The 23,106-nt window shown below is 72.4% G+C and carries 21 protein-coding genes; 5 read left to right on the forward strand and 16 right to left on the reverse strand.

Annotated features, from left to right (window positions below; all coding sequences use genetic code 11):
• Window positions 1–35 precede the first annotated feature (35 nt).
• From ACWF9Z_RS24905 to ACWF9Z_RS24925, 5 genes are all read right to left on the reverse strand, one after another.
• Window positions 36–398 carry an MmcQ/YjbR family DNA-binding protein gene (locus ACWF9Z_RS24905; protein WP_356650112.1) on the reverse strand — a complete coding sequence of 121 codons (363 nt, stop codon included), beginning with the start codon at window positions 396–398 and terminating at the stop codon, window positions 36–38.
• Window positions 395–1,702 carry a hemolysin family protein gene (locus ACWF9Z_RS24910; RefSeq protein ID WP_453605332.1) on the reverse strand — a complete coding sequence of 436 codons (1,308 nt, stop codon included), beginning with the start codon at window positions 1,700–1,702 and terminating at the stop codon, window positions 395–397. Before ACWF9Z_RS24910 ends, ACWF9Z_RS24905 begins: the two co-directional genes overlap by 4 nt.
• On the reverse strand, window positions 1,699–2,196 hold the full coding sequence (gene ybeY / locus ACWF9Z_RS24915; RefSeq protein ID WP_453605333.1) for an rRNA maturation RNase YbeY: 498 nt from the start codon (window positions 2,194–2,196) through the stop codon (window positions 1,699–1,701). The genes ACWF9Z_RS24910 and ybeY overlap by 4 nt, the downstream gene beginning before the upstream one ends.
• Window positions 2,197–2,209: 13 nt before the next feature.
• The gene (locus tag ACWF9Z_RS24920; RefSeq protein WP_453605335.1) at window positions 2,210–3,277 is read right to left on the reverse strand and encodes a PhoH family protein; all 1,068 of its coding nucleotides are present in this window, start codon (window positions 3,275–3,277) and stop codon (window positions 2,210–2,212) included.
• Between the two features lie 118 nt (window positions 3,278–3,395).
• Entirely contained in the window at window positions 3,396–4,493 is a 1,098-nt protein-coding gene (locus ACWF9Z_RS24925) for a carbohydrate kinase family protein (RefSeq protein WP_453605337.1), read from the reverse strand.
• Between the two features lie 222 nt (window positions 4,494–4,715).
• Between ACWF9Z_RS24925 and ACWF9Z_RS24930 the strand changes: the two genes are divergently transcribed.
• Entirely contained in the window at window positions 4,716–6,128 is a 1,413-nt protein-coding gene (locus ACWF9Z_RS24930; RefSeq protein ID WP_453605338.1) for an MFS transporter, read from the forward strand.
• Between the two features lie 48 nt (window positions 6,129–6,176).
• Here ACWF9Z_RS24930 and ACWF9Z_RS24935 read toward each other — a convergent pair whose 3' ends face one another.
• The 6 genes from ACWF9Z_RS24935 to hrcA all read right to left on the reverse strand — a co-directional run bounded on the left by ACWF9Z_RS24935 (window position 6,177) and on the right by hrcA (window position 11,739).
• Entirely contained in the window at window positions 6,177–7,082 is a 906-nt protein-coding gene (locus ACWF9Z_RS24935; protein ID WP_453605340.1) for a ribonuclease Z, read from the reverse strand.
• 3 nt (window positions 7,083–7,085) lie between these two features.
• Window positions 7,086–7,445, reverse strand: coding sequence for a histidine triad nucleotide-binding protein (locus tag ACWF9Z_RS24940; protein ID WP_356650106.1), 360 nt, complete (start codon window positions 7,443–7,445; stop codon window positions 7,086–7,088).
• 113 nt (window positions 7,446–7,558) lie between these two features.
• On the reverse strand, window positions 7,559–8,302 hold the full coding sequence (locus tag ACWF9Z_RS24945; protein ID WP_453605342.1) for a 16S rRNA (uracil(1498)-N(3))-methyltransferase: 744 nt from the start codon (window positions 8,300–8,302) through the stop codon (window positions 7,559–7,561).
• Entirely contained in the window at window positions 8,299–9,390 is a 1,092-nt protein-coding gene (locus ACWF9Z_RS24950; RefSeq protein ID WP_453605343.1) for a nitronate monooxygenase, read from the reverse strand. The genes ACWF9Z_RS24945 and ACWF9Z_RS24950 overlap by 4 nt, the downstream gene beginning before the upstream one ends.
• Before the next feature lie 192 nt (window positions 9,391–9,582).
• On the reverse strand, window positions 9,583–10,722 hold the full coding sequence (gene dnaJ / locus ACWF9Z_RS24955; protein WP_453605345.1) for a molecular chaperone DnaJ: 1,140 nt from the start codon (window positions 10,720–10,722) through the stop codon (window positions 9,583–9,585).
• Window positions 10,723–11,739 (reverse strand): heat-inducible transcriptional repressor HrcA, encoded by a 1,017-nt coding sequence (gene hrcA, locus ACWF9Z_RS24960; RefSeq protein ID WP_356650102.1) that lies wholly within the window; start codon window positions 11,737–11,739, stop codon window positions 10,723–10,725. It lies immediately after the preceding gene.
• Window positions 11,740–11,878: 139 nt separating this feature from the next.
• Here hrcA and ACWF9Z_RS24965 point away from each other — a divergent pair, with 139 nt between their 5' ends.
• Together ACWF9Z_RS24965 and ACWF9Z_RS24970 are read left to right on the forward strand one after the other, a co-directional pair.
• Window positions 11,879–12,604 (forward strand): MBL fold metallo-hydrolase, encoded by a 726-nt coding sequence (locus ACWF9Z_RS24965; RefSeq protein ID WP_453605347.1) that lies wholly within the window; start codon window positions 11,879–11,881, stop codon window positions 12,602–12,604.
• 28 nt (window positions 12,605–12,632) lie between these two features.
• Window positions 12,633–13,433 carry a DUF3097 domain-containing protein gene (locus tag ACWF9Z_RS24970; protein WP_453605349.1) on the forward strand — a complete coding sequence of 267 codons (801 nt, stop codon included), beginning with the start codon at window positions 12,633–12,635 and terminating at the stop codon, window positions 13,431–13,433.
• Between the two features lie 146 nt (window positions 13,434–13,579).
• Here ACWF9Z_RS24970 and hemW read toward each other — a convergent pair whose 3' ends face one another.
• The 3 genes from hemW to lepA form a co-directional block, all read right to left on the reverse strand.
• Window positions 13,580–14,812 carry a radical SAM family heme chaperone HemW gene (gene hemW, locus ACWF9Z_RS24975; RefSeq protein WP_453605351.1) on the reverse strand — a complete coding sequence of 411 codons (1,233 nt, stop codon included), beginning with the start codon at window positions 14,810–14,812 and terminating at the stop codon, window positions 13,580–13,582.
• A 665-nt stretch (window positions 14,813–15,477) separates the two neighbouring features.
• Entirely contained in the window at window positions 15,478–17,370 is a 1,893-nt protein-coding gene (locus ACWF9Z_RS24980) for an AMP-dependent synthetase/ligase (RefSeq protein ID WP_453605353.1), read from the reverse strand.
• Window positions 17,371–17,710: 340 nt separating this feature from the next.
• Window positions 17,711–19,576, reverse strand: a complete 1,866-nt coding sequence (gene lepA, locus ACWF9Z_RS24985) for a translation elongation factor 4 (RefSeq protein WP_453605355.1) — start codon at window positions 19,574–19,576, stop codon at window positions 17,711–17,713.
• A 222-nt stretch (window positions 19,577–19,798) separates the two neighbouring features.
• Here lepA and rpsT point away from each other — a divergent pair, with 222 nt between their 5' ends.
• On the forward strand, window positions 19,799–20,065 hold the full coding sequence (gene rpsT, locus ACWF9Z_RS24990; protein WP_281206797.1) for a 30S ribosomal protein S20: 267 nt from the start codon (window positions 19,799–19,801) through the stop codon (window positions 20,063–20,065).
• Between the two features lie 683 nt (window positions 20,066–20,748).
• Here the strand turns inward: rpsT and holA are convergent.
• A complete protein-coding gene (gene holA / locus ACWF9Z_RS24995; protein WP_453605357.1) occupies window positions 20,749–21,741 on the reverse strand; it encodes a DNA polymerase III subunit delta in 993 nt (330 codons plus the stop codon).
• 73 nt (window positions 21,742–21,814) lie between these two features.
• Here holA and ACWF9Z_RS25000 point away from each other — a divergent pair, with 73 nt between their 5' ends.
• Complete coding sequence (locus ACWF9Z_RS25000) at window positions 21,815–22,057, forward strand: hypothetical protein (protein WP_453605359.1); 243 nt, start codon at window positions 21,815–21,817, stop codon at window positions 22,055–22,057.
• Window positions 22,058–22,111: 54 nt separating this feature from the next.
• Here ACWF9Z_RS25000 and ACWF9Z_RS25005 read toward each other — a convergent pair whose 3' ends face one another.
• Window positions 22,112–22,993, reverse strand: coding sequence for a YceI family protein (locus tag ACWF9Z_RS25005; RefSeq protein ID WP_453605361.1), 882 nt, complete (start codon window positions 22,991–22,993; stop codon window positions 22,112–22,114).
• Between the last annotated feature and the right edge of the window lie 113 nt (window positions 22,994–23,106).

A 23,106-nucleotide genomic window follows, 5' to 3' on the forward strand; every position in this document is an offset into this window, starting at 1 on the left:
GGGCCGCGCGACGGCCCCGCGGACACGCTCCCGCGCTACGGCCGGTCGAGCCGCAGCCGCTCCGCCTTCGGCAGACCCGCGACCACGAGGTCGTACGAGTCCTCGACCAGCTCCCGGGCCAGGGCGTCGGGCAGGGCCCCCGGGCCGCCCACCGTGACCGTGTTCCAGTGCCGCTTGTTCATGTGCCAGCCCGGTACGACCGCCTCGTGCTCCTCCCGCAGCCGCACCGCCTGCTCCGGTTCGCACTTGAGGTTGACCTTGAGCGGGTCGCCGTCCAGCGCCGAGAGCGCGAACACCTTCCCCAGCACCTTGAACACCGAGGTCTCCGGGGTGAAGGGGAACTCCTCCACCGCCGCGTTGAAACCCAGGCAGAAGTCGCGCAGCTCGCTCGGCGTCATTCCGATCCGTCCTCCACCGTCACCGCCGGAGCCAGCGGCTCCACCAGTACCGTCACGATCTTGTTCCGCCGCCCCGCCGGGGATTCGGCGGTCAGCCGCAGCGGCCGCCCGTCCGGCAGGTCCACCACCGCCGAGGCGCCCGCGATCGGCACCCGGCCCAGTGCCTTGGCGAGCAGCCCGCCGACGGTCTCCACGTCCTCGTCGTCGAAGGAGTCGACCTTGAACAGCTCCCCGAGGTCGGTGATGTCCAGCCGCGCGGTGACCCGGTAGCTGTCCCCGCCCAGCTCCTCCACCGGTGCGATCTCCCGGTCGTACTCGTCGGTGATCTCGCCGACGATCTCCTCCAGGATGTCCTCGATGGTGACGATGCCGGCGGTGCCGCCGTACTCGTCGATCACCACCGCCACGTGGTTGCGCACCGACTGCATCTCGCGCAGCAGGTCGCCCGCGTTCTTGGTGTCCGGGACGAAGACCGCCGGCCGCATCGCCGTCGAGACCAGATCGGTCTCCGACTCGCGGCTGATGTGGGTCTTGCGGACCAGGTCCTTGAGGTACACGACACCGACGATGTCGTCCTCGTTCTCCCCGGTGACGGGAATCCGCGAGAAGCCGGACCGCAGCGCGAGCGTGGTCGCCTGACGGATCGTCTTGTACCGCTCGATGCAGACCAGGTCGGTGCGCGGCACCATCACCTCGCGCACGAGCGTGTCGCCCAGCTCGAAGACCTGGTGCACCATCCGGCGCTCGTCGTCCTCGATGAGCGATTCCTTCTCCGCCAGGTCCACCATCGCGCGCAGCTCGGCCTCGGAGGCGAAGGGCCCCTTGCGGAAGCCCTTGCCGGGGGTGAGCGCGTTGCCGATGAGGATCAGCAGCTGCGGGACGGGCCCCATCACGCGGGCGAGCGGTACGAGGACGTAGGCGGCCGCCGTGGCGGTGTTCAGCGGGTGCTGCCGGCCGATGGTGCGCGGAGACACTCCGACCGCCACGAACGAGACCAGCACCATCACGCCGATGGCCACGAGCAGCGCGGTCCAGTTCTCCCCGAACTCGTCGAGGCAGACGTACGTGACGAGCACGCCCGCCGCCATCTCGCAGGTGACCCGGACCAGCAGGGCGACGTTGAGGTAGCGGGTGGGATCGGCTGCGACCTGCGCCAGCTTGGCGCTGCCGCGCCGGCCGGCCCGTACGGCCTGTTCGGCGCGGAAGGTGGAGATCCGGGCGATCCCGGATTCCGCGCACGCCGCGAACCAGGCCACCACGACCAGCAGGACGGCGCCGGTGATCAGCTGGGGATCGCCGGTCACGAGACGGTCGGGGCCGGGGACGGACCGGTCACGCCGCGCTCGCCGCGCCAGCCGTCGACGATGGCCGCCTGGAGGCCGAACATCTCGGCCTTCTCGTCCGGCTCCTCGTGGTCGTAGCCGAGCAGGTGCAGCACCCCGTGGACGGTCAGGAGCTGGAGCTCCTCGTCCATGGAGTGCTGCGTCGGCGCGTCCTCACCCTGCTTCTTCGCCACTTCGGGACAGAGCACGATGTCGCCGAGGAGCCCCTGCGGGGGCTCCTCCTCGTCCTTGGACGGCGGACGCAGTTCGTCCATCGGGAAGGACATGACGTCGGTGGGTCCGGGCAGGTCCATCCACTGGATGTGGAGCTGCTCCATCGCCTCCTCGTCGACGACGATGACGGAGAGCTCCGAGAGCGGGTGGATCCGCATCCGGGCGAGCGCGTAGCGGGCGATGTCGAGGATCGCCTGCTCGTCGACCTCGGTTCCGGACTCGTTGTTGACGTCGATCGACATGGTGCGCTGGGTTCTACTTCCGCTGGTGGCCGTTCCGGGTGCGCTCGCCGCCGTCGGGGCCGGCCTGGCGCGCCTGGATGTCGTCGTACTTCTCGTACGCATCGACGATACGGCCGACCAGCTTGTGCCGGACGACATCCTCGGACGTGAGCCGCGAGAAGTGGATGTCCGGCACCCCTTCCAGGATGTCCTGCACCTGGCGCAGACCGCTCTTGGCGCCGCCCGGCAGGTCGACCTGGGTGACGTCACCGGTGATGACGATCTTCGAGTCGAAGCCGAGACGGGTCAGGAACATCTTCATCTGCTCGGTGGTGGTGTTCTGCGCCTCGTCGAGCACGACGAACGCCTCGTTGAGCGATCTGCCCCGCATGTACGCCAGGGGCGCCACCTCGATGGTGCCCGCTGCCATCAGGCGCGGGATCGAGTCCGGGTCGATCATGTCGTGCAGGGCGTCGTAGAGGGGGCGCAGGTACGGGTCGATCTTGTCGAAGAGCGTGCCCGGCAGGAATCCGAGCCGCTCGCCGGCCTCGACGGCGGGGCGGGTCAGGATGATCCGGCTGACCTGCTTGGACTGCAGGGCCTGGACCGCCTTGGCCATGGCGAGGTAGGTCTTGCCGGTACCGGCGGGGCCGATGCCGAAGACGATCGTGTTCTTGTCGATCGCGTCGACGTACCGCTTCTGGTTCAGGGTCTTGGGCCGGATCGTGCGTCCGCGGCTGGAGAGGATGTTCTGGGTGAGCACCTCGGCCGGGGTCTCGTCCGGGCCGTCGCCGTTGCGGCTCGACTTGAGCATGGCGATCGATCGTTCCACTGCGTCCTCCGTCATCGGCTGCCCGGTGCGGAGCACCAGCATCATCTCGTCGAACAGGCGCTGGATCAGGGCGACTTCCGCCGCCGCGCCGATCGCGCTGACCTGATTGCCCCGCACATGGATGTCGGCCTTCGGGAAGGCCCTCTCGATCACGCGCAACAGCGCGTCTCCCGATCCGAGGACGGACACCATCGGATGGCTGGCCGGGACGCTGAAGTGGGCCCGCGCCTGTCCCGGCGCGGGGATCTGGGCTCTCGTTGTCTGAGTCATGGGCCGGCACTGTGGCCTGCGCATACCTCCCACTGAGGGGCCGTGCCGATCGACGACCTCCGGACCTCCAAGCCTACGTCGCCCCCGCTCCATCCCCGAGGGGTTTTCCGCCGCGCTCCTACGCGGAGTGCCGGAAGCCGATGGTCGGGACCGCCCGGCGCCTGCTGGCCGGGGCGGCGCCCGGCGGAACCAGGTCGTCCAGGAACGCGTACCGTCCGCGCACCTCCTGCGGCGCGGTCCGCCACCAGTCGGCCACTTCCGGCCACCCCGGGGCCGACAGCGAGCCCCCGAACTCCTGGACCGACAGGGCCGCCGTCAGGCCCGCGAAGGCGAGCCGGTCCGCGAGCGGCCAGCCCGCGAGGGTACCGGTGAGGAAGCCCGCCACGTAGACGTCGCCCGCGCCGGTCGGGTCCAGCGCCTCGACCGCGATCGCCGGCACCTCGGCGCTCTCGCCGGTCCGGCCGTCCACCGCGTACGAGCCCTCGGACCCCATGGTCACCACGGCGATCGGCACCTTCTCGGCCAGCGTCCGGGCCGCCGCGCGCGGGCAGTCGGTGCGGGTGTAGGCCATCGCCTCGCCCGCGTTGGGCAGGAACGCCTCGCAGTGCTCCAGGTCGGCCAGCGCCCCCAGGTCCCACCGCCCGCTCTCGTCCCACCCGACATCGGCGAAGACCCGCGCCCCGCGCCGGGCCGCCTCGGCCACCCACGCCTCCCCGCCGCCCGTGCCGAGCGAGGCCACAGCCGCGCGGGCGCGGGGCGGACACTGCGGGAAGGGCCCGGGGCCCGCCGGGGGCGGGGCCTCGTGGCCGTGCGAGACCATCGTGCGCTCGCCCTCGTACGCCATGGAGACGGTGACGGGGCTGTGCCAGCCGGGCACGGTCCGTGACATCGACAGGTCGATCCCCTCGCCCTGCTCCAGCGCGTCCCAGCAGTACTCGCCATAGTGGTCGTCCCCGAAGGCGGCGGCGAGCGAGGTGCGCAGGCCGAGCCGGGCGAGGGCGGTGGCCATGTTGGCGACGCCGCCGGGGCTGGAGCCCATGCCGCGCGCCCAGGACTCCGTACCGCGCACGGGGGCCGAGTCGAGGCCGGTGAAGATGATGTCGAGGAACACCGTGCCGGTCAGGAAGACGTCACAGCCCGGCTCTTGGGGATCGCGCAGCGGACCGAGCGGGTCCACGGCGGCGGTTCGGCTGTCCCGGCTGTCCCGACTGCTCACGATGTACTCCCCGTTCGGCGCGCGTTTCGCTGGAAGTGGTGCCTGATCAAAATCCTGGCGGGTCGTTTCCGCAAGGGGGTCGCCGCGCAACGGCCGCCCGGCCCCACCCTCCCGGAAGGACCCGGACAACAGTGTGACGCAGATCACTGACCGAACGCCCTTCTGCGCGACTCCGGCCGGTTGATAAACAGAGGCTCCGCCGCGCTCCACCTGGAACCACCCGTGTCGCCCCACACCCCCGCGCCGCCCGCCGCCTGGCCGCTCGTCGCCCTCTTCACCGCCGGTTACCTCGCCCCGTACCTGCTGCCGACCGTCGTCGGACGGCTCGGCGCGCACCTCCCGCTGAGTCCCGCGCAGGCGGGACTGATCGGCTCGGCCCTGCTCCTGGGCTCGGCCGCCGCCGGGTTCACCCTCGCCTCCCGCATCCCCCGCCACGGGCCCCGCCCGCTGGCCCGGCTCGGGCTGCTCCTCGCCGTCACCGGCTACGCGACGGCGGCCGCCACCCCGCTGCTCCCGCTCGTCGTCGCGGGCGCCGTCCTCGGCGGCTTCGGATCCGGCGCGGCCACCGCCGTGGCCGCCTCCGGGATCGCCGCGCAGCGCGATCCGCACCGGACCTCCGCGCTCGGGCTGCTGTCGGTCTCGGCGACCGCCGGGGCGCTGTACCTGACCCTGCCCCGGCTCGGCGGCGGCCACTGGCTGCCCTTCGCGGCGATCGCCCTGGTCGCGGCCGTGTGCTGGCCGGCGACGGGCCGCCTCGGCGAGGCCGCCGCGCAGGACCGGCCCGTACCCGCCTGTGGACGGCTGCCGTACCCGGGCGCCGGGGTGATGCTCGCCGGGTCCCTGATGCTGTGGTCGCTCGCCCAGAACGCCCTGTGGGGAGTCAGCGGCCGCATCGGCGCGCAGCAGGCGGGCCTGTCCGAGGTCACCCTCGGCATCGTGTTCGCGGCCGCGCTCGGCGCCGGGCTGCTCGGGGTCTGCGCCGCCTCGGCGCTCGGCGCGCGGCTGGGCCGGGCCGTCCCGGTGGGCGTGGGCACCGGCGTGATCGCCTGCTGCGTGGTGCTGGCCACGCACGCGCACGGCCTCGGCACCTTCGCCGCCGGGGAGATCCTGTGGAACGCCGTCTACCCCGTCGTGCTCTCCTACGCCATCGGCCTCGCCGCCGCCCTCGACCCGCGCGGCCGCTGGGCGGTCCTGGTCGGCTCGGCGTCCTCGCTGGGCGTGGCCTGCGGGCCCGTCACCGGCAGCCTGCTCGCCGAAGGCCTCGGCTTCCCCGGCACGGGCCTGGCCCTCGGCGGCCTGCTGCTGGCGGTGGCCGGGCCGATGACCGCCGTGGCCCTGCACGTCGGCGGGCGCCCGCTGACCCCCGGGTCGGTGCGCCGTCGTGGTGGGGCCCCGGCCGCCGTCCTCGCCGCCGGCGCGGGCGCCCCGAGGGGCGACGTGCCGAGGGTGGGCGCGCAGGAGCTGGAGGTCGTCGAGATCGCCGAGATCGCCGAGATCGCCGAGATCGCCGGCGGCACGGTGCGCTCGGGGCGCCGCCGGCCGCTCCGGGCCCCGCTCAGGGTGCTGCTGCTCTCCCCGGCGGCCGCCCGGCGGAGCCGGGAGCGGGCCGGGCGGCGGGTCCGGACCGGGGTCTGAGCCCCGGCGGGCGGTCCCGCCACCGGTGCGGTCGCCGGGCCGCCGCCCTCAGGTCCGCTTCGGCACGGGTACCCGCAGGAGGTCGGCCGCGATCGTCAGCTCGCCCTCGAACCCGGCCGCGCGGGCCTGTCGTTCGAACTCCGCCGGGTCGGTGTAGCGCTGTGAGAAGTGCGTCAGCACGAGGTGCCGTACGCCCGCGTCCCGTGCCACCCGGGCGGCCTGTCCGGCGGTGAGGTGCCCGTGGTCGGTGGCCAGTTGGACGTCCTCGTCGAGGAACGTCGACTCGATCACCAGCATGTCGCAGCCCTCCGCGAGCGCGTCGACGCCCTCGCAGAGCCGGGTGTCCATCACGAAGGCGAAACGCTGCCCGGGGCGCGGCTCGCTGACCTCTTCCAGGGTGACCTCGCCGAGGCGTCCCTCGCGCTGGATCCGGCCCACGTCCGGGCCCTTGATCCCGTGGAGTGCGAGCAGTTCGGGCCGTATCCGGCGCCCGTCGGGCTCGGTGATCCGGTAGCCGAAGGACTCCACCGGGTGGGAGAGCCGTACCGCGTCCAGGGTGTACGCGTCGGTGCGCGCCAGGATCCCGTCCCCGGCGACCGGCTCCTCGGCCAGCGGGACCGTCTCGCGGTAGGCCGTGGCGTAGCGCAGCCGGTCGAAGAACTTCTGCCCGGAGGCCGGATAGTGCGCGGTGACGGGGTGCGGGACCCGGTCGAGGTTGATCCGCTGGATGACGCCGGCGAGGCCGAGGCTGTGGTCACCGTGGAAGTGGGTGACACAGATCCGGTTGATGTCGTGCGCGGCGACCCCGGCGCGCAGCATCTGGCGCTGGGTTCCCTCGCCGGGATCGAAGAGGATGCCCTCGCCGTCCCAGCGCAGCAGGTAGCCGTTGTGGTTGCGGTGCCGCGTGGGCACCTGGCTGGCCGTGCCCAGCACGACGAATTCGCGTACGGACACGTCTTATCCGGGGGGCCACTGGAGCCCGCGCCCGCCGAGGACGTGCGCGTGGGCGTGGAAGACGGTCTGGCCGGCGCCGGCGCCGGTGTTGAAGACGACCCGGTAGCCGTGCTCGACGATCTTCTCGTCGGCGGCGACGTGGCCCGCCTCGCGCAGGACGTCGGCGGCGAGCTCGGGCGCGGCGGCGGCGAGGGACGCGGCGTCGGCGTAGTGCGCCTTCGGGATGACGAGGACGTGGCTGGGCGCCTGCGGGTTGATGTCCCGGAAGGCGACGGTCGTCTCGGTCTCCCGGACGATCGTCGCCGGGATGTTCCCCTCGACGATCTTGCAGAACAGGCAGTCGGCCTGCGGTTCACCGGCCATTTCGCTGGTCCCTCCGTGACGTTCGATCGGTTCCGGCATGGTATCCACCGCCGGGGACCGCCCGCCGCGTCAGGACCGGCGGCTTCCGGCCGGTCCCGCCTCCGGGCGGCCGCTCAGGACCAGCGGCCCGTCCTGGCCAGCAGGACCGCCGCCGCCGCCGTCCCGGCCGTGGAGGTGCGCAGCACCGAGGGGCCCAGCCGGTACGGGTGGGCGCCGGCCGCCGCGAAGGCGGCGAGTTCCTCCGGGGAGACCCCGCCCTCGGGTCCGACCACCAGGACGATGGAGCCCGCCGCGGGCAGTTCCGCCGTGGCCAGGGCGCCCGAGGGCGCGTCGCGGTCCTCGTGCAGGACCACCGCGAGGTCGGCCTCGGCGAGCAGTGCCGCGACCTGCTTGGTGGACAGCGCCTCGGCGACCTCGGGGAAGCGGACCCGGCGCGACTGCTTGCCGGACTCCCGGGCGGTGGCCCGCCACTTCGCCAGGGACTTGGCGCCGCGGTCCCCGCGCCACTGGGTGATGCAGCGCGAGGCCTGCCACGGCACGATCGCGTCGACGCCGGTCTCCGTCATGGTCTCGACGGCGACCTCGCCCCGGTCGCCCTTGGGCAGCGCCTGGACGACGGTGATCCGGACGGACGGCTCCGCCTCCTCGAAGACCCCGTTCACGCGGACCACGAGGCGGTCCTTGCCCTCGGCCGCCGTCACGACGGCCTCGGCCCAGCCGCCCCGGCCGTCGGCCAGGACCAGGGCCTCGCCCGGGGACAGCCGTTTCACTGATACCGCGTGCCGGCCCTCGGGGCCGTCCAGGACGAACTCCGGTCCCGCGGGGACCTTTTCGACCACGAACACGGGGGCGGTCATGACGCACTCCTCATTTGCCTTGTCTTCAACGCGTTCTGTGCCGCGGCGAGTTCCGCCGCGAGCACCTCGACGAGCTCGCCCGCGGGCATCGTCCGCGCCAGCCGGTGCCCCTGGCCCGCCCACAGGGCCATGCCCTGCGGGTCCCCGGCCGCCGCGGCCGCCTTGCGCAGCGGCGAGGTCAGGTGGTGCACCTGCGGGTAGGCCGCGGGGGCGTACGGGCCGTGCTCGCGCATGAACCGGTTGACCAGTCCGCGGGCCGGGCGCCCCGAGAAGGCCCGGGTCATCTCCGTGCGGACGAACAGCGGGTCGGTCAGCGCCTTCTTGTGCAGGGGGTCGGCCCCGGACTCCGGGCAGGCCAGGAACGCCGTGCCGAGCTGCGCCGCCTCCGCGCCCGCGGCCAGCAGCGCGGCGATCTGCGAGCCGCGCATCAGCCCGCCCGCCGCGATGATCGGGAGGGCCACGGTCTCCCGTACCTGCGCCACGAGCGCGAGCAGTCCCAGGCCCGCCGTGCCGTCGGCCTGGGGGTCGTCGCGGTGGGTGCCCTGGTGGCCGCCCGCCTCCATGCCCTGGACGCACACGGCGTCGGCGCCCGCCTCCTGGGCGGCGCGGGCCTCCTCCACGGAGGTGACCGTGGCGATCGTGTACGTACCGGCCTTGCGCAGGCAGGTGAAGGCGGCGGGCGAGGGCAGGCCGAAGGTGAAGGAGACCACGGGGACCGGGTCCTCGATGAGAATGGCGAGTTTGGCGTCGTAGCCGTCGTCGCTGGTGCCGATGATGTCCTCTTCGGCGAGCGAGATCTCGTACCAGCTGGCCTCGCCGGCGAGCTGGCCGCGGTACGCCTCCACGGCGGCCGGGTCCACGTATCCGGTCTGCGGCATGAAGAGGTTGACGCCGAACGGGCGGCGGGTGAGCGCGCGCAGCCGCTTGATCTCCTGGTACATGCCGTCGGCGGTTTTGTACCCCCCGGCCAGGAAGCCCAGCCCGCCCGCCTCGCACACGGCGGCGGCGAGCGGCGGGCAGGACGCGCCGCCTGCCATGGGAGCCTGCACGATCGGGTACACGAAGAGACCGTTCGGTGCGGAGGACATGGTCTGCATCGTGCCATGTCCCGCTCACGGGGCCGAATCACGGCATTCGCCTGGCATAGTCCGCTTCACCGGGGTGCCCGAAACCCGTCGGCGCCATGCGACGAGCCCGGTCCGGGGCCTCCCCGGACCGGGCTCGCGGTCGTTCTCCCCCGCGCTCGCGGACGGGGTGCCGTACGCGGCCGCGCGCGCGGCTCAGCGCCCGTTGAAGGCGTCCTTCAGCCGGCTGAACAGCCCCTGCTGGCCCGGCGCGAACTGGCCGAGCGGCCGCTCCTCGCCGCGCAGCTTCGCCAGCTGGCGCAGCAGGTCCTCCTGCGCCGGGTCCAGCTTGCCCGGGGTGGTGACCTCGACGTGCACGATCAGGTCGCCGCGCCCGCCGCCGCGCAGGTGGGTGACGCCCCGCCCGTGCAGCGGGATCGCCTGGCCGGACTGCGTGCCGGGCCGGATGTCGATCTCCTCCATGCCGTCCAGCGTCTCCAGCGGGCACTTGGTGCCCAGGGCCGCCGCGGTCATCGGGAGGGTGACCGTGCAGTGCAGGTCGTCCCCGCGCCGCTGGAAGGTCGGGTGCGGCAGCTCGTGGATCTCCACGTACAGGTCGCCGGCGGGGCCGCCGCCGGGGCCGACCTCGCCCTCGCCCGCGAGCTGGATCCGGGTGCCGTTCTCGACGCCGGCCGGGATCTTGACCGTCAGGCTGCGGCGGGAGCGGACCCGGCCGTCGCCCGCGCACTCGGGGCACGGGGTCGGGACCACGGTGCCGAAGCCCTGGCACTGCGGGCAGGGGCGCGAGGTCATGACCTGGCCCAGGAAGGACCGGGTGACCTGCGAGACCTCACCGCGGCCGCGGCACATGTCACACGTCTGCGCCGAGGTGCCGGGGGCGGCCCCTTCGCCGGAGCAGGTGGTGCAGACGACGGCCGTGTCGACCTGGATGTCCTTGGTCGTGCCGAAGGCGGCCTCGTCCAGTTCCAGGTCGAGGCGGATCATCGCGTCCTGGCCGCGGCGGGTCCGCGAACGCGGTCCGCGCTGCTGGCTCTGGCCGAAGAAGGCGTCCATGATGTCGGAGAAGTTGCCGAAGCCACCCGCCCCGAAGCCACCCGCTCCGCCACCGCCGCCCGAAGAGGACAGCGGGTCGCCGCCGAGGTCGAAGACCTGCTTCTTCTGCGGGTCCGAGAGCACCTCGTACGCCGCGTTGATCTCCTTGAAGCGCTCCTGCGTCTTCGGGTCCGGATTCACGTCCGGGTGGAGTTCACGCGCGAGGCGGCGGAAGGCCTTCTTGATCTCGTCCTGCGATGCGTCGCGGCGCACGCCGAGAACGGCGTAGTAGTCCGTGGCCACTTACGACTCCGCCAGGATCTGTCCGACGTAACGTGCCACTGCGCGTACCGCTCCCATCGTTCCGGGGTAGTCCATGCGGGTCGGTCCGACCACGCCGAGTTTGGCGACTGCTTCGCCGCCCGAACCGTAGCCGACCGAGACGACGGACGTGGAGTTCAGTCCCTCGTAGGCATTCTCATGCCCGATCTTTACGGCCATTCCCGACTCATTGGCCTCGCCCAGCAGCTTGAGGAGCACGACCTGCTCCTCCAGCGCTTCGAGCACCGGCCTGATCGTCAGGGGAAAATCGTGTCCGAAACGGGTGAGGTTGGCGGTGCCGCCGATCATCAGCCGCTCCTCCGCCTCCTCCACCAGCGTTTCGAGAAGGGTGTCGAGGACGGCCTTGGCCGTCGCCCGGTCCTCGGCCTCGAAGGACTCCGGAAGGTCCTGCACCAGCGGCGGCACGTCGGTGAACCTGCGGCCGACGACACGGCTGTTGAGGCGCGCCCGCAGGTCGGCGAGCGAGGCCTCCCCGAAGGGGGTCTGGCAGTCGACGAGCCGCTGCTCGACCCGGCCGGTGTCCGTGATGAGGACGAGCATCAGGCGGGCCGGGGCCAGCGAGAGCAGTTCCACGTGCCGGACGGTGGAGCGGGTCAGGCTCGGGTACTGGACGACGGCGACCTGCCGGGTCAGCTGCGCGAGCAGCCGCACGGTCCGGCCGACCACGTCGTCGAGGTCCACAGCGCCGTCGAGGAAGTTCTGGATGGCCCGGCGCTCGGGCGTGGACAGGGGCTTGACCCCCGCCAGCTTGTCGACGAAGAGGCGGTAGCCCTTGTCGGTGGGGATCCGGCCGGCGCTGGTGTGGGGCTGGGCGATGTAGCCCTCTTCCTCCAGCAGCGCCATGTCGTTGCGCACGGTGGCGGGCGACACGCCGAGCCGGTGCCGCTCGGTGAGCGCCTTGGAGCCCACCGGCTCCTCCGTCCCGACGTAGTCCTGGACGATGGCGCGCAGCACTTCGAGTCTGCGTTCGCTGAGCATCGCGCACACCTCCATCGTCTCGTCGTTCGCGGGCGGCTCATTGGCACTCTGCGCATTCGAGTGCCAGACATCCCCCGGTCAGTGTACGGCGGGGTGGTACACCGCTAGCAAGGGCGGGCCGCCAAGGTAGCGTCGCGGTATGGACGTGCGTTGGGAAGAGGCGGGCTGGGAACGGCTCACCGAACGGGCCGGCCGACGCCGCCTGCCGGTGTGGGATTGCACCGTGGGACTGGTGGTGGGCGAGGATTCGGCCCTCCTGATCGACCCCGGTTCATCCGTACGGGAGGGTGCGCGGGTGCGGGCCGAGGCCGAGCGGCTGGCGGGCCGCCGCGTGACCCATATCGCATTCACACACGGACATTTCGACCACGTGCTGGGCGGGGCGGTGTTCGCCGGCGCGCAGGTCTACGGTCCGGTCGGCCTCGACAACCTGCTGTCCGTCAGCCACGACGACCTGCGGGCCGAGGCCGTCCGGCACGGCCTCGCGGAGGCCGAGGCCGCCGAGGCGGTGGAGCTCCTGGTGCTCCCCCGGCACCTGGTGTCGGGCGAGTGGACGCTCGATCTGGGCGGGGTGCAGGTGCTGCTGGCGAACGTCGGCCCGGGCCACACCCGGCACGACCTGGCCGCCTTCGTCCCCGGAACCCGCGAGGTCGTCTTCTGCGGCGACCTGGTCGAGGAATCGGGCGATCCCCAGGCCGGTCCGGACGCCGTGCCCCGCCAGTGGCCGGCGGCCCTCGACCGGCTCCTCGCCCTGGGCGGGGAGGACGCTCTGTACGTGCCGGGTCACGGAGCGGTGGTCGACGCGGACTTCGTCCGTGCGCAACGCGCCACACTGGCGGCCCGCTTCGGCGTGTCGGCGCCCTGAGGCCGCCCGTTCTCCTACCCTCGGCCGGATGCGTGACTACTCCCCCGACCTGACCCCCCAGTGGAAGCGGGCCAAGCCCGTCCCGGAGGTGCCGGCCGACCCGGACCTGGTGGTCGAGGTGGCGGGCACGGACTTCTGCGGAGCGGTGGTGGGCTGCGAGGCGGGCACGGTCACCCTGGAGGACCGCTTCGGCAAGCGCCGGGTCTTCCCGCTGGAACCCCGCGGGTTCCTCCTGGACGGCGCGGTGGTCACCCTCACCCGCCCCGCCCGCGGCCCTTCCGCCCCGTTGCGCACCGCCTCCGGCTCGCTGGCCGTCCCGGGCGCGCGGGCGCGGGTGGCGCGAGCGGGCCGGATCTACGTCGAGGGCCGCCACGACGCCGAACTCGTGGAACGGGTCTGGGGCGACGACCTGCGGATCGAAGGCGTGGTGGTGGAGTACCTGGAGGGCATCGACGACCTCCCGGCCATCGTGGCGGACTTCGACCCGGGCCCGGACGCCCGCCTGGGGATCCTGGTGGACCACCTGGTCCCCGGCACGAAGGAATCCCGCATCGCCGCCTCGGTGACCTCCCCCGACGTCCTGATCGTGGGCCACCCGTACGTGGACGTCTGGCAGGCGGTGAAGCCGTCCGCCCTGGGCATCGCGGCCTGGCCGGTGATCCCCCGCGGCCAGGACTGGAAGACCGGCATCTGCCACGCCCTGGGCTGGCCCCCGAACACCGGCGCCGCCTGGCAGCACATCCTGTCGCGGGTGACCTCGTACAAGGACCTGGAACCCACGCTCCTGGGCGCGGTGGAACACCTCATCGACCACGTGACGGCGCCCTAGACGCCCCGGCGCGGCGCGGCGCGGCGCGGCCGGAGAAGGCCGGCCCGTCGCCACGCTTCCGGCGGGCCCCCTCGCGGCCGGACGGACGGAAGGAAGGCCGGACGGACGGCGAGACGGCGAGACGGCGAGACGGCGAGACGGACGGTCTAGTCGACCAGGTCGCGGACCACCGCGTCGGCCAGGAGGCGGCCGCGCAGCGTCAGTACGGCGCGCCCCTGCCCGTACGGGCCCGGCTCCAGGAGACCGTCGGCCAGTGCCCGCCCCGCGGCGGCGAGGCCGGCGGGGGCGAGGAGGGACAGCGGGACGCCGTCCACGAGCCGGAGCTCCAGCAGGATGCGCTCGACCCGGCGGTCCTCCTGCGACAGGAGCTCGCGCCCGGCGCCCGGGGACCGCCCCTGCGCCAGCGCGGCCGCGTACGCGCCGGGGTGCTTCACGTTCCACCACCGCACGCCGCCCACGTGCGAGTGCGCGCCCGGACCCGCGCCCCACCAGTCGGCCCCGCGCCAGTACAGCTCGTTGTGCAGGCAGCGCCCGGCGTCCGTCGTGGCCCAGTTCGAGACCTCGTACCAGGAGTAGCCCGCCCCGGCCATCACCGAGTCGAGGATCAGGTACCGGTCCGCGTGGACGTCGTCGTCGGTCATCGGGACCTCGCCGCGGCGGATCCGCCGCGCGAGCTGGGTGCCCTCCTCGACGATCAGCGCGTAGGCACTGATGTGGTCCGGCCCGGCCCCCAGCGCCGCCTCCAGCGAGGCCCGCCAGTCGTCGTCCGACTCCCCCGGGGTCCCGTAGATCAGGTCCAGGTTCACGTGCTCGAAGCCGGCCGCCCGCGCCTCCGCCACGCAGGCCTCCGGCCGCCCGGGGGTGTGCGTACGGTCCAGGACCTTCAGGACGTGCTGCTTGGCGCTCTGCATGCCGAAGGAGATCCGGTTGAACCCGCCCTCCCGCAGCTCCGCCAGGTACTGCGGGTCCACCGACTCCGGATTGGCCTCGGTCGTGACCTCGGCGTCCTCGGCCAGCCCGAATTCCTCGCGGATCGCCGCGAGCATCCGGACGAGGTCGGCGGCGGGCAGCAGCGTCGGCGTGCCGCCGCCGACGAACACCGTGCGGACGGCCCTCGGGCCGTCCCCGAGGACCTTCCGGGCCAGGCGGACCTCGTCGATCAGGGTGTCGGCGTAGTTCTCCCGGGAGGCGAGCACGCCTCCGGTACCCCGCAGCTCGGTGGCCGTGTAGGTGTTGAAGTCGCAGTACCCGCAGCGCGTGGCGCAGTACGGGACGTGCAGGTAGAACCCGAGCGGCCGCTCCCCGGCGCCCTCCAGGGCGTGCGACGGCAGCGAGCCGTCTTCGGGCATGGGGTCACCGTCGGGCAGTGCGGAAGGCATGCCCCCATTGTCCCGCACCCGCCGGGCACGTCCGCCCCGCACGAACCGCCCCGGGCGGCCCGGACCGGCCCCGCCGGCGAATCCCGGCCCCGCGGCAGCCGGAGAAGCCCGCGGCACACACCGTGGCACGAACCCCCGAAGACCGGCCCACAGGAGCACACGACAGATCCCAGCGCCCGGCCCGCGCAGATACCCGACAGCCGCCCGCAGGGGCACAGCAGGCCCCCGCGCCCGGCCCGCGCACATGCCCGACAGCCGCCCGCAGGGGCACACAACAGGTCCCCGCGCCAGCCCGGACAGAGGCCTGACAGCCGCCCGCAGAGGCGCACAGCGGGTCCCTGCGTCGGCCCGGGCAGACGCCCGACAACCGCCCGCAGGGGCACACGACAGGTCCCGCGCCAGCCCGGACGGACGCCCGACAACCGCCCGCAGAGGCGCACAGCGGGTCCCTGCGTCGGCCCGGGCAGACGCCCGACAGCCGCCCGCAGAGGCCTCACGGCAGGTCCCTGCCCGGCCAGGGCAGAGGCTCGACAGCCGCCCGCAGGGTGTACAGGCAGGCCCCGGATGCCGCCCGCGCGAGGGCACGCATCCGGGGCCTGCCCGGATCAGGGGGAGGGCCGTGCGGGGCGGTCCGCCGCCCCGCCCCGCACGGCTCGCCGCAGGCGCTACGCCTCGCGCGAGCCCTCGTACATCTCGTCGATCAGGTGCTTGAACTCACGCTCGACGACCGGCCGCTTCAGCTTCAGGCTGGGCGTGAGGTCGCCGTGCTCGACGTCGAGGTCGCGCGGCAGGAGGCGGAACTTCTTGACCGTCTGCCAGCGCTGGAGGCCCTCGTTGAGGGTCTGGACGTAGGTCTCGATGAGCCGGTTGGTCTCCGGCGCGGCCAGGACCTGCGCGTACGTCTTGCCCTCCAGCCCGTTCTCGGCGGCCCAGACGAGGATGGACGGCTCGTCGAGGGCGATGAGCGCGGAGCAGAAGTTCCGGTCGGCGCCGTGGACGACGATGCTGGAGACGTAGGGGCAGATCGCCTTGAACTGACCCTCGATCTCGGCCGGGGCGACGTACTTGCCGCCCGAGGTCTTGATCAGGTCCTTCTTCCGGTCGGTGATCCGCAGGTAGCCGTCCGGCGACAGCTCGCCGATGTCCCCGGTGTGCAGCCAGCCGTCGGCCTCCAGGACCTCGGCGGTCTTCTCCGGCTGCCGGTGGTAGCCCTGCATGATGCCGGGGCCGCGCAGGAGGACCTCGCCGTCGTCGGCGATGCGGACCTCGGTGCCGGGGAGCGGCTTGCCGACGGTGCCGGTGCGGTAGGCCTCACCGGGGTTGACGAAGGAGGCGGCGCTGGACTCGGTCAGTCCGTAGCCCTCCAGGATGTGGATGCCGGCGCCGGAGAAGAAGTACCCGATCTCGGGGGCCAGCGCGGAGGCGCCGGAGACGGCGGCGCGCAGGTTGCCGCCGAAGGCCTCGCGGAGCTTGGAGAAGACGAGGGTGTCGGCGATCTTGTGCTTGGTGGCGAGGCCGAAGGGGGCGCTCGCGTTACCGGTGCGACGGAAGTTGTCCTGGGTGACCTTGGCGTACTCGCGGGCGACGCCCACCGACCACTGGAAGATCTTGTACTTGGCCCCGCCGCCGGCCCGGGCCTTGGCCGCGACCCCGTTGTAGACCTTCTCGAAGATGCGCGGAACGGCCGCCATGTAGGTCGGCTGGACGATCGGCAGGTTCTCGATGATCTTGTCGATGCGGCCGTCGACGGCGGTGACGTGCCCGACCTCGATCTGGCCGGAGGTGAGCACCTTGCCGAAGACGTGCGCGAGCGGCAGCCAGAGGTACTGGACGTCGTCCTTGGTGATCAGGCCGGTGGCGACGGTGGCCTTGGCCATGTACGACCAGTTGTCGTGCGGCAGCCGCACGCCCTTGGGACGGCCGGTGGTGCCGGAGGTGTAGATGAGGGTGGCGAGCTGGTCGGCGGTGATGGCCGCGATCCGCTCCTTGACCGCCTCGGGGTGCTTGGCGAGGTACTCGCGGCCGCGCGCCTCCAGATCGGCGAGGGACAGCACCCAGCCCTCGGGGTCGCCCTCGGCGGCGACGGCGTCGGCCGCCTCCAGGACCACCACGTGGGCCAGCTCGGGCAGGTCGGCGCGGCGCGCGCGGGCCTTGGCCAGCTGCCCGGCGTCCTCGGCGATCAGGATCCGGCTCTCGGAGTCGGAGAGGATGAACGCCGACTCCTCGGCGTTCGTGCTCGGATAGATGGTGGTGACGGCGCCGCCGGCGCACATCACGCCGAGGTCCGCGAGGATCCATTCGACCCGGGTGTTGGAGGACAGCGCGACGCGGTCCTCCGGCTGGATCCCGAGGTCGACGATCCCCGCCGCGATGGCGAAAACCCGCTCCGCGGCCTGCCCCCAGCTGAGCGACTTCCAGTCGTCCGGTCCACCCTGCCCGTCGGCGGCGGGCACCGGGTAGCGGTAGGCCTCGGCGTTCGGCGTGGCGGCGACACGCTCCAGGAAGAGGGTCGCCACGGTGGGCGGGCGGTTCTCGATCAAGGTCTGTGTGTCGCTCACGGACATCCTCCGGACCACGCGGCAGGGCCTGTTCATCACAGGGGCGGACTGACTGGGTGGTGGGTCAGGGTGGGTGGCTGAGTCAGGGCTTGTAACTGGCGAGTAACCAACGAGCAGTGATCAGACTAGGGGCCCTCCGGCTGGCGCGTAAGAGGCCCTGGGACGCCGATTCATAACGAAGCGTGTCCGCGTTCCACAACGAACCGTGCCCGCTTCCACGACGCGGCGGGCCGCGACGTCCCGGCGACGGGCGGGCGGCGTTCCACGACGGGGCCCGGCAACCCCCGGTAACGCGGCAGGCCCCCGCGCCGGAGCACGGGGGCCTGCTGCGCGTCCAGGACTACTTCTTCTTGCCGCCGGACTCGTCGCTGGAGAGGACGGCGATGAAGGCCTCCTGGGGGACCTCCACGGAGCCGACCATCTTCATGCGCTTCTTGCCTTCCTTCTGCTTCTCCAGCAGCTTCCGCTTACGGGAGATGTCGCCGCCGTAGCACTTGGCGAGCACGTCCTTGCGGATGGCGCGGATGGTCTCGCGGGCGATGACGCGCGAGCCGACGGCCGCCTGGATCGGGATCTCGAAGGCCTGCCGCGGGATGAGTTCGCGCAGCTTGGCGACGAGGCGCACACCGTAGGCGTAGGCCGCGTCCTTGTGCGTGACGGCGGAGAAGGCGTCGACCTTGTCGCCGTGCAGCAGGATGTCGACCTTGACCAGTCCGGAGGCCTGCTCGCCGGTGGGCTCGTAGTCGAGGGAGGCGTAACCGCGCGTCTTGGACTTCAGCTGGTCGAAGAAGTCGAAGACGATCTCCGCGAGCGGGAGCGTGTAGCGGATCTCGACGCGGTCCTCGGAGAGGTAGTCCATCCCCAGGAGGGTGCCGCGGCGCTGCTGGCAGAGCTCCATGATCGCGCCGATGAACTCGGAGGGCGCGAGCAGGGTGGCCCGCACGACCGGCTCGAACACGTCCGAGATCTTGCCCTCGGGGAACTCGCTCGGGTTGGTGACCGTGACCTCCTTGCCGTCCTCCATGACGACGCGGTAGACCACGTTCGGCGCGGTGGCGATCAGGTCCAGGCCGAACTCGCGCTCCAGGCGCTCGCGCACCACGTCCAGGTGGAGCAGGCCGAGGAAGCCGACGCGGAATCCGAAGCCGAGCGCCGCCGAGGTCTCCGGCTCGTAGACCAGCGCGGCGTCGTTGAGCTGCAGCTTGTCCAGGGCCTCGCGCAGGTCCGGGTAGTCCGAGCCGTCGAGCGGGTACAGGCCCGAGAAGACCATCGGACGCGGGTCCTTGTAACCGCCGAGGGCCTCGGTCGCGCCGTTGTTCAGGCTGGTGATGGTGTCACCGACCTTGGACTGACGGACGTCCTTCACGCCGGTGATGATGTAACCCACCTCGCCGACGCCGATTCCGTCGGCCGGGGTCATCTCCGGGGAGGAGACGCCGATCTCCAGCAGCTCGTGCGTGGCGCCGGTCGACATCATCCGGATGCGCTCGCGCTTGTTGAGCTGGCCGTCGACGACACGGACGTAGGTGACGACGCCGCGGTACGAGTCGTAGACCGAGTCGAAGATCATCGCGCGGGCCGGGGCGTCCTTGGGACCGACGGGTGCCGGGACCGTCGCGACGATCTTGTCGAGCAGTGCGTCCACACCGAGACCGGTCTTCGCCGAGACGCGCAGAACGTCCTCGGGCTGGCAGCCGACCAGGTTCGCGAGCTCCTCGGCGAACTTCTCCGGCTGGGCGGCCGGCAGGTCGATCTTGTTCAGGACCGGGACGATCGCCAGGTCCTTCTCCATCGCCAGGTACAGGTTGGCGAGGGTCTGCGCCTCGATGCCCTGGGCGGCGTCCACCAGGAGCACCGTGCCCTCACAGGCGGCGAGGGAACGCGAGACCTCGTAGGTGAAGTCGACGTGCCCCGGGGTGTCGATCATGTTGAGGATGTGGGTCTTGCCCTCGTCCTCGCCCGTGGTCGGCGCCCAGGGCAGTCGGACCGCCTGGGACTTGATCGTGATGCCGCGCTCACGCTCGATGTCCATGCGGTCGAGGTACTGGGCACGCATCTGCCGCGAGTCCACCACGCCGGTGAGCTGGAGCATCCGGTCGGCGAGGGTCGACTTGCCGTGGTCGATGTGCGCGATGATGCAGAAATTGCGGATCAGCGCCGGGTCGGTACGGCTCGGCTCGGGCACGTGGCTGGGGATCGCGGGCACGCAGTGTCCTGATTCTCGGGTCGCAGTCGGAACGAGTGTGGGCGTCGGTCTGCGCGAAGTGGGTCTGTACGCAGGCTTCCATGGTCCCATGGACCGGGCAATGCGCTCGGTTTGGGCCGGTCGGAGCGCGCCTGGTAGCCTGAGCAGCTGTGTCTCGTATGCCCTCTAAGCTTCCGGGACACAATCCGAAGATCAAATCTCTGAACCTGCAAAGGCTCTTTCGTGGCGAACATCAAGTCCCAGATCAAGCGGAACAAGACGAACGAGAAGGCGCGCCTGCGCAACAAGGCCGTCAAGTCCTCGCTCAAGACCGCGATCCGCAAGGCCCGCGAGGCCGTCGTCGCCGGTGACGTCGAGAAGGCCACCGTGGCTTCCCGCGCCGCTTCCCGTGCGCTCGACAAGGCCGTCTCGAAGGGTGTCATCCACAAGAACGCCGCCGCCAACAAGAAGTCGGCGCTGGCCACCAAGGTTGCCTCCCTTCAGGGCTGAGCTCTGATGTGATCGCCGGGCAGGGATCCAGCGGGCCCTCTCTCCCGCTCCCGACCGGCACTCCGCGCCGCACACGAAGCGTTCGCCACGCGGGTGCGGCGCAACCCAAGCAACAACCGAAGGCCCCGGCCGTCCCCCTTCCCCAGGGCGACGCCCGGGGCCTTCGCGCTGCGCGGGCGGGGGGCGTCTCACGCTGCGCAAGCGGCGGGGCCGGGCGAGGCGCGGTGCCTGGCGTTGGGGGCAGTGGTCGGCGGCGCCGCCGACCGCCCCGCTGCCAGGGCCAGGGCACGGGGGGCCAAGGCTAGGGCCGGAGCACGAGGCCGAGGCCAGGGCCGGAGCACGAGGCCAAGGCCAGGGCACGGGGCCGGAGCCGAGGCACAGGCCCAGAGCCGAGCCACGGGGTCAGAGCCAGGGCACGGGGCCAGAGCCAGGGCACAGGGCCGGAGCCGAGGCACAGGGCCAGAGCCAGGGCACGGGGCCGGGGCCGGGGCACGGAGCCGGAGCGCGGCGCCGGGCAGGTCAAGGCCGGCCGCGATCGGGGCACGGTGTCTGAGGCGGAGCCCGGGGAAACCTCGGGCGGAGCCGGTCACCCAGGCCGGGGCAGAGCCCGCGACACCGCCCGGTCCCACTGGCGCCAGACGCCGCGCCGGCAGGCGCGGCAGGGCGGTCGGCGCCGGGGCGGACTAGGCTCGCTGCGGTCTGGCCGCGCGGGCCACCGCGACGACGGCCTTCTCCAGCGCGTACTCGGGGTCGTCGCCCCCGCCCTTCACTCCCGCATCGGCATCGGCAACCGCACGCAGCGCGTCCGCGACCCCATCCGCCGACCACCCCCGCATCTGCTGCCGGACCCGGTCGATCTTCCACGGCGGCATGCCGAGATCACGCGCGAGGTCCCCGGGCCGGGCTCCCCGCGGGGCGGAGGCCAGCTTCCCGATCGCCCGTACCGCCTGCGCCAGCGCGCTGGTGATCAGGACCGGCGCCACCCCCGTGGACAGGGACCAGCGCAGGGCCTCCAGCGCCTCCGCCGTCCGGCCCTCGACCGCCCGGTCGGCGACCGTGAAGCTCGAAGCCTCGGCGCGGCCGGTGTAGTAGCGGCCGACCACGGCCTCGTCGATCGTGCCCTCGACGTCCGCGCACAGCTGCGCCGCCGCGCTGGCCAGCTCCCGCAGATCGCTGCCGATCGCGTCGACCAGCGTCTGGCAGGCCTCGGGCGTCGCGGAGCGCCCCAGCGTGCGGAACTCTCCCCGCACGAACGACAGCCGGTCCGCGGGCTTCGTCATCTTCGGGCAGGCGACCTCGCGGGCGCCCGCCTTGCGCGCCGCGTCCAGCAGCCCCTTGCCCTTGACTCCCCCGGCGTGCAGGAGGACGAGGCTGATCTCCTCGTACGGCGCGGCGAGGTACGCCTTGACCTCCTTGACCGTGTCCGCGGACAGGTCCTGCGCGTTGCGCACGATCAGCACCTTGCGCTCCGAGAAGAGCGAGGGGCTGGTCAGCTCCGACAGCGTGCCGGGCTGGAGTTGCTCGGAGTTGAGATCGCGCACGTCCGTGTCGGCGTCGGCGGCACGGGCCGCGGTCACCACGTCCCGCACCGCGCGGTCGAGCAGCAGATCCTCCTGCCCCACCGCGAGGGTGAACGGGGCGAGCAGATCGTCGGTGGAATTCTTCCTGGTGGCCATCGGATCCAGCATCCCACGCCGTACTGACAGCCCCTCGCTCGGCGGCCTCTTCCCCGTAGCCGAGAATGACCGGGTGAACGTGCGACATGTACTGGTCCTGCCCGACCGCGACGCCGCCGAGGAGGTGGCGCGGGAGGTGGTCGACCGCTTCGGACTCCCGGAGGAACCCCAGCTGGTCCGTGATGCCCTGGCGGGCGAGGACGATGCCGAGGACGCCCAGTGGCTGGTGGTGGTCGAGGACCCGCACGAACGGCTCGACACCGCCGCTCTGGACGATCTCGCCACCGAGTACGACGGCTGGCTCGAAGCCCCGTAGGCGGCTCCACGACTCCGGCCCCGGCACCCGCCCCGGCACCGGAGCCGGACCCGGTCAGGCCTTGTGCACGGCCTGGACGTCCAGCGCCACTTCGACGCCCGAACCGATCGCCGCGATCCCGTGCGCCAGCATCGACTGCCAGTTCACCGTGAAGTCCTCGCGCTGCAGCTCCGCCGTCGCCCGGCAGGCCGCCCTCGCCTCCCCCTCCAGACCCGTGCCCAGGCCCAGGTACTGGGTGTCCAGGGTGACCGACCGGCTGACCCCGTGGAGGGTCAGGGCGCCCGCCACCGACCACCGGCTGCCGCTGTGGTGGATGAAACGCTCGCTGTAGAACTCCACCGTCGGATGACGGGCCGCGTCCAGGAAGTCCGCGGAGCGCAGGTGGTCGTCCCGCAGCCGCATCCCGGTGTCCACGCTCGCCGCGTCGATGATCACGTGCATGGAGGAGTCCTCCATCCGGTCGGCTATCCGCACCGCGCCCGCGAAGGTGTTGAACCGGCCGTTGATCCGGGCGAAGCCGATGTGCCGGGCCGAGAACCCGATCGACGAATGCGCCGGGTCGAGCTCCCAGTGACCCGGCTGCGGCAGCAGCGGCGGCTCCACGGCGTCGAGGACGATCTCGCCGGTGCCCGGCTGCGCCGGATCTCCCACGAGCGTCGCCCCGTGGAACGGCGCGTAGCCCTCGGCCGTCACCGACAGCCGGTACTCGCCCGCCGGAACGGCCGCCGTGATCCCGCCGTACGGGTCGGTCTCCCCGCTGACGATGCGTCGGCCGATCGGGTCGGTCACCTCGAACTTGGCCTGCCGGACCGGCTGGTGGACCGTGTCGAGAACCCGGCAGCTGAGCAGCCGTGCGGTATGAGGAAGCGTCAGGGTCGCGGATGTGTGGGGACTGGCGCTTCCCGCCGAATCCATCCCCCGTCTGCGACTGAACATGGTTGGTGCACCCCCGTGCTGTGTTGACTTGGACGGCTCTGGCGAAAACGCATTCGATCACGCTGTCGGGTTGTGGGCAAACAGAGCGGTCGCGCCCGGTATGGCCGAACCGG

The sequence above is a fragment of the Streptomyces sp. NPDC054961 genome (assembly GCF_053609145.1).